Here is a 5,808-nt window from a genome sequence, read left to right as displayed (position 1 = left end):
TGGCACCCCGGCTGGCCGCGGCGGCCGGTCCGCTGCGCAGCACCGCCGGCGCGGGCTCGTCGCGGGACGGTGCCGGCCGGCCCGGGCTACGGTAAGGCCCATGAGGATCACCGAGGCCATCCAGCACGACGCGCCCGCCAGCGAGGTGTACGCGATGCTGTGCGACAGCCGCTACCAGGAGCTGCGCTGCGAGCGCTCGGGGGCGCTGGAGCACGAGGTCACGGTCGAGCTGCAGGAGGGTTCCACGCTGGTCGTGACCCGACGCCGGATGGCGACCGACCGCTTCCCCGACTTCGCCCGCAGCATCGTCGGCGACACCGTCGACGTCATCGAGTCGCAGAGCTGGGGAGAGCCGGACAGCGACGGCAGCCGCGGCGCCGGCGTCGAGCTGAGCATCCCGGGGACACCGGTGGAGTTCACCGGCAGCCTGAGCCTGGCGCCGGTCGACGGCGACCCCGCACGCACCGAGCACACCCTCACCGGCGACCTCCAGGCGCACGTGCCGCTGCTGGGGTCCCGGATCGAGAAGGCGGTCGCCCCGATCATCTCCGGGGCGTTCCGGCAGGAGACCCAGGTGGCCCAGGAGTGGCGCACCCGGGCCTGACCCGTCGCACCGGGCCTCGTCCCTCCCGGGTGTGGCGAGCGCCGGTCGGCCATCGGCCGGCCGGCCGCGACCAGCCGCTCGCGGCTGACCGAACCGGTCCGCCGGGATCGGGCGCGAGCCGGTTCCGGCGCCAGAGACTGGTGCACGGACCAAGGAGGCTCGATGATTGGCGCGCTGAACCAGCTGGTGGACGCGGTCGAGGAGGCTGCCGGCGAGCAGGTGGAGGTCGCCGCGGTGGCCGCCAGACACGGCACGACCGAGTACCACCTGCGACGGGTGTTCTCGTCACTGGCGGGCATGCCGGTGTCGGAGTACGTACGCCGGCGCCGGATGTCGCTGGCGGCCGCCGACGTCGTGGAGCGCTCCGATGACCTGCTGACGATCGCCGTCAGGTACGGCTACGGCTCGACCGAGGCGTTCGGCCGCGCGTTCCGTGCCGTGCACGGGATCGGCCTCACCGAGGCGCGCCGTTGCGGGGGTCCGTTCCGCAGCCAGCACCAGCTCAAGTTCCGCCTGACCGTCGAAGGGAACACTCCCATGCACGTCCGCATCACCGACCGGGCCGCCTTCCGTCTGGTCGGCCACACCACCCGCGTCCCGCTCATCCACGACGGTGTCAACCCCCACATCCAGGCCCATGTCGCGGCGATACCCATGGTGGAGCACCTGCGACTGAAGCAGCTCAGCAACGCGGCCCCCGCCGGCCTGCTCCAGATCAGCGACGAGCTGGACTCAGCGGGTACCCCCGGCAGCGAGCTGACCTACATGCATGGCGTGGCGATCACCGATGACACACCGCCTCCGGCCGGACTGGAGGCCATCGCTGTCCCCGCCGGGAGCTGGGCGGTCTTCACGACGGAGGGACCCCATCCGCACGCGCTGCAGGAGACCTGGGCGGCGGCCGCCGCCGAGTGGCTCCCCTCGAACCCGTGGCGGCTGCGACCCGGCCCGTCGATCGTGGCCGTGCTCGAGCACAACGCGGACTTCACCACCGCGACCTGTGACCTCTGGCTGCCGGTCGAGCGCGCCTGAGCGCGGCCTCATCCCATGTGTGGGTAGCGCCAGTCGGTCGGCGGGACGAAGTTCTCCTTGATGGAGCGGGGGCTGGTCCAGCGCATCAGGTTGGCCGCCGAGCCGGCCTTGTCGTTGGTGCCCGAGGCGCGGGCCCCGCCGAACGGCTGCTGGCCCACGATCGAGCCGGTGGGCTTGTCGTTGACGTAGAAGTTGCCCGCGGCGAACCGCAGCCGGTGCATCGCCTGCTGCACGACCTGCCGGTCCTGGGCGATGATCGCCCCGGTCAGGGCGTAGTCGGCCACCGACTCCATCTGGTCCAGCATCTGGTCGAAGCTCTCGTCCTCATAGACGTGGATCGCCAGGATCGGGCCGAAGTACTCGGTGCGGAACAGGTCGTGCTCGGGGTCGCCGACCTCCAGCACGGTCGGCCGCACGAACCAGCCGACCGAGTCGTCGCACCGGCCGCCGGCCAGCACGGTGACGTCCTCGTCCGCGTGCGCGCGCTCCAGCGCACCCTTGTGCTTGGCGAAGGCACGCGCGTCGATGACCGCGCCCATGAAGTTGGACAGGTCCCGCACGTCACCCTGCGGGATGGACTCGGTGGTCTGCACCACCTGGTCGCGCAGCCGCCGCCACAGCGACACCGGCACGTACGCGCGGGAGACCGCCGAGCACTTCTGCCCCTGGAACTCGAAGGCACCGCGGATGAGCGCCGTGTGCAGCACCTCCGGGTCGGCCGAGGGGTGGGCCACGATGAAGTCCTTACCGCCGGTCTCACCGACGATCCGCGGGTAGGACCGGTAGCGCTCCAGGTGCTCGCCGACGCCGGCCCACAGCGTGCGGAAGGTGCCGCTGGAGCCGGTGAAGTGGATACCGGCCAGCTCCCGGTGTGGCAGCGCCACCTCCGAGACCGCCGTGCCGTCACCGGTGACCATGTTGATGACGCCCGGGGGCAGCCCAGCCTCCTGCAGCACCTTCATCACCACGGTGGCCGCGCGCTGCTGGGTGGGCGAGGGCTTCCACACCACGGTGTTGCCCATGAGCGCGGGGGCGGTCGGCAGGTTGCCTGCGATCGCGGTGAAGTTGAACGGCGTGACCGCGTAGACGAACCCCTCCAGCGGGCGATGGTCGGTGCGGTTCCACACCCCCCGCGGGTTGACCGGCGGCTGGTCGCGCAGGATCTGCTGGGCGAAGTGGGCGTTGAACCGCCAGAAGTCGATCAGCTCGCAGGCAGCGTCGATCTCGGACTGGTGGACGCTCTTGGACTGGCCGAGCATGGTGGCCGCGTTCACCTCGGCCCGGTAGGGACCGGCCAGCAGGTCGGCGGCCTTGAGCAGGACGGCGGCGCGGTCGTCGAAGGGCGTGTCCCGCCACTGCGGTGCGGCCGCCAGCGCCGCGTCGACGGCCCGCCGGGCGTCGTCGGTGGTGGCGTTGCGCATCGTGCCCAGCACCTCGGCGTGGGCGTGCGGCTGCACGACCGGGATCTCCTCCCCGCTCCCGGTGACCTCCTCGCCCCCGATGACGTGCGGCAGCTCCACCGGCGTGGCCGCCATCGCCTTCAGGGCCGCCTCCAGCTCCGCCCGCTCCGGGCTGCCGGGGGCGTAGTCCCGCACCGGCTCGTTGGCGGGCGTGGGCACTGTGCTGATGCCGTCCACTGCTGTCACTCCTTCGGGTCAGGTGGCTCTCCGACCAGGCTAACCAGGTGGCCCAGCTCAGTCGTGTCGTACCAGCTCAGCTCCACCTCGGCGTCCGGGTCATGGGACGTCTCCGCCCCGAGCGCCTCGTCCCCGACGTGCAGCGCCGCTACCCGCGGCAGGGTGAGGGTGCCCGCCACCGTCACCCGGGAGCCCTCCAGCTCGCTGTCGTGGACCTGGTGGGGGTCGATGTCGGCCGCGGCCACGAGCACCGGGGCGCCGGTGTCGAGGCAGTGCTGGGCCGCGTCCTGCAGCGCGGCGTACTCCCACAGTTCCTGGTCCCCGCCCGGGTGGGAGGTGCGGACGGCGTCGGTGACCGCGAAGCCGGGATGGTCGAGCTCCAGGCTGCGCTCCCGGTGCAGCCGCTGGGCGTCCTCAGGCGAGATCGGGAGGTAGACGCGGACGTGGCTCATCGGGTGGGTGCTCCTCAGGTGGGGTCGTCGGCCAGCTCGCGCAGCGCGGAGAGGACTCCGTCGGCGAGCACGTCCAGGTCGGGCAGGGTCGCGCGGTCGGCGTGCAGCCCCAGGTGCACCCGGCCGTCGTAGCTGGTCAGCCCCACCGACAGCGCCTGGCCGCGCGGCAGCGGGATGACCGGGTAGGAGGCCTCCAGCCGGGCGGTGCCGGCGTAGCGGGCGTCCTGCGGGCCCGGCACGTTGCTGACGATCAGGTTGAACGACCGCCGGGAGACCGCGCTGGCCACCCGGGTGGCCATCGAGTGCAGCGTGGAGGGGGCGAACCCGGCCAGCCCGGCGATCCCCCGGGCGCCGACGGCCTGCCCGGCCGCCAGCTGGGCGGCCATGCGGTAGCTGACCTGCTGCAGCCGCATGCCGGGGCTGGGCTCCCCGACCGGCAGGTCCACCAGGCAGGCCACGACGCCGCCGCCCACGGCCGACGGCTCCTGGCCGGCGTCCCCGGTGACCGACACCGGCACCATGGCGCGCACGCTGCTGCCGGCGGTCACCGGCTCCCCCCGGGTGAGCAGCCACTCCCGCAGCGCACCGGCCACGGTGGCCAGGACCACGTCGTTGACGGTGACGTGGCCGTGGTCGCCGGAGCCGAACCGGCGGGCGCGCACCGCCCGCAGGTCCGCGAGGTCGAGGTCCAGCAGCCGCAGCCGCCGGGCGCCCCCGATGCGGGTGTTGAGCGGGGTCGGGGGCGCCGGGCTGGTCGCGCTGCGCACCAGCGTGGTCGCGGCCTGCTGGGCCACCTCGGCGACCCGGGCGCCGGTGTGGCGCAGGTCGGCGATTCCCCCGCGCAGTCCCTCGACCAGCCGGCGCGGGCTGGTGGCGGTGCCGACGGCGGCCCGGGCCAGCAGCTCCACGCTGCTGGGCTCCGGCGCCGGGGCCCAGGTCTGCGCGACCGGGGTGACCTCGGTCGGGCTGGCGTCCAGCACCACCTGGGCCAGCTCGATGCCGCGGACGCCGTCCACCATCGCCTGGTGGGTCTTGGTGACGACCGCGAACCGGTCCCCCTCGAGCCCCTCCACCAGGTACACCTCCCACAGCGGGCGGGTCCGGTCCAGCGGCCGGGACTGCACGCGGGCGACGAACTCGGCCAGCTGCTCCCGGGTGCCCGGGCGCGGCAGCGCGGCCCGGCGCACGTGGTAGGTCAGGTCGAAGTCGGGGTCGTCCACCCAGACCGGCCCGCCCACGCCGGCGGGCAGGTGCCGCACCTTCTGCCGGTAGCGGCTGACGTAGGCGACCCGGTTGGCCACCAGCGCCAGCAGCGTCTCGTGGCCGAAGCCCTCCTCCGGGGTGGGGAAGACCAGCACGGTGCCGACGTGCATGGCCGTCGTCGGCTCCTCCAGGTAGAGGAAGGACGCGTCCGTCGGAGTGAGCCGGTCCACCACGGGGCCATCGTGTCAGATCGCGGGTGCGCCGCGCCGGTGCCGGCGGACGGGTGCCCCGACCCGGCGCGCCAGCTCCACCACGGCCACGCGGGCCGGGCTGTGCGGGCGCTCCTCGCGCAGCGTGCGACCGGTCAGCAGCGCTGCGTCACACCCGGCCCGGTCCTCCGGCACCAGCAGTGCGTCCTCCACCCCGGCCAGCCGGGCCATCGCCCGGTGCAGCCGCCGCTCGGGATCGCGCCCGACCGACCCCGGCCGCACCCGGTTGAGCACGACGGTGCGTGGTGCCTGGGTGGCCTGGCTCAGGTCGTCCAGCCCGCGCACCAGCCGCTGCACCCCCACCGGGTCGGCCGCGCCGACGGCGACGACGTGGTCGGCCTCCGCCAGCACGGCCAGGGTGGCCCCGTTGCGGCGCGGCGCCCGGGTGTCGAACGACAGCTCCTCGTCAGCCTCCAGGCAGAAGCCGATGTCCACGACCACCCAGCCGGCGGTGGACCGGCAGGCACGCAGCACCTCCGCCAGGGCGTGCTCGCGCAGCTCGGGCCACCGGTCGGTGCGCGGCAGCCCGGTGAGGACCCCTGGTACGAGGACCGCACCGGCGACTACGAGTTCGACCCTGACCGCGCCCGGCAGCTGCTGCAGGATGCCGG

Annotated in this window: 6 protein-coding genes; 2 read left to right on the top strand and 4 right to left on the bottom strand. The window is 73.8% G+C overall.

What is annotated here, in order from left to right; translation table 11 throughout:
• The first annotated feature begins 100 nt into the window (after positions 1–100).
• Positions 101–604 (top strand): DUF2505 domain-containing protein, encoded by a 504-nt coding sequence (locus GFJ45_RS14745; protein ID WP_153398535.1) that lies wholly within the window; start codon positions 101–103, stop codon positions 602–604.
• 162 nt (positions 605–766) lie between these two features.
• Positions 767–1,636 carry an AraC family transcriptional regulator gene (locus tag GFJ45_RS14740; protein WP_153398533.1) on the top strand — a complete coding sequence of 290 codons (870 nt, stop codon included), beginning with the start codon at positions 767–769 and terminating at the stop codon, positions 1,634–1,636.
• A gap of 8 nt (positions 1,637–1,644) precedes the next feature.
• On the opposite strand, the gene pruA is transcribed toward GFJ45_RS14740, so the two are convergent.
• The 4 genes from pruA to GFJ45_RS16500 form a co-directional block, all read right to left on the bottom strand.
• The gene (gene pruA / locus GFJ45_RS14735) at positions 1,645–3,273 is read right to left on the bottom strand and encodes an L-glutamate gamma-semialdehyde dehydrogenase (RefSeq protein WP_153398531.1); all 1,629 of its coding nucleotides are present in this window, start codon (positions 3,271–3,273) and stop codon (positions 1,645–1,647) included.
• A gap of 5 nt (positions 3,274–3,278) precedes the next feature.
• Positions 3,279–3,725, bottom strand: coding sequence for a DUF6912 family protein (locus GFJ45_RS14730; protein ID WP_153398529.1), 447 nt, complete (start codon positions 3,723–3,725; stop codon positions 3,279–3,281).
• 14 nt (positions 3,726–3,739) lie between these two features.
• Entirely contained in the window at positions 3,740–5,161 is a 1,422-nt protein-coding gene (locus GFJ45_RS14725) for a WS/DGAT/MGAT family O-acyltransferase (RefSeq protein ID WP_153398527.1), read from the bottom strand.
• A gap of 12 nt (positions 5,162–5,173) precedes the next feature.
• On the bottom strand, positions 5,174–5,808 hold a 635-nt coding region (locus GFJ45_RS16500; protein WP_407670408.1), incomplete at its 5' end, for a MinD/ParA family ATP-binding protein.

Source organism: Ornithinicoccus halotolerans (assembly GCF_009602535.1).
Classification (GTDB): Bacteria; Actinomycetota; Actinomycetes; order Actinomycetales; family Dermatophilaceae; genus Ornithinicoccus; species Ornithinicoccus halotolerans.
Note: the sequence above shows the minus strand (reverse complement) of the source record. Positions and strands in the feature narration are given on the sequence as shown.

Excerpts from the sequence above, each read along its gene's own strand:
- GFJ45_RS14745 (WP_153398535.1), top strand. The coding sequence starts at position 101 with ATGAGGATCACCGAGGCCATCCAGCACGACGCGCCCGCCAGCGAGGTG.
- GFJ45_RS14740 (WP_153398533.1), top strand. The coding sequence starts at position 767 with ATGATTGGCGCGCTGAACCAGCTGGTGGACGCGGTCGAGGAGGCTGCC.
- GFJ45_RS14730 (WP_153398529.1), bottom strand. The coding sequence starts at position 3,725 with ATGAGCCACGTCCGCGTCTACCTCCCGATCTCGCCTGAGGACGCCCAG.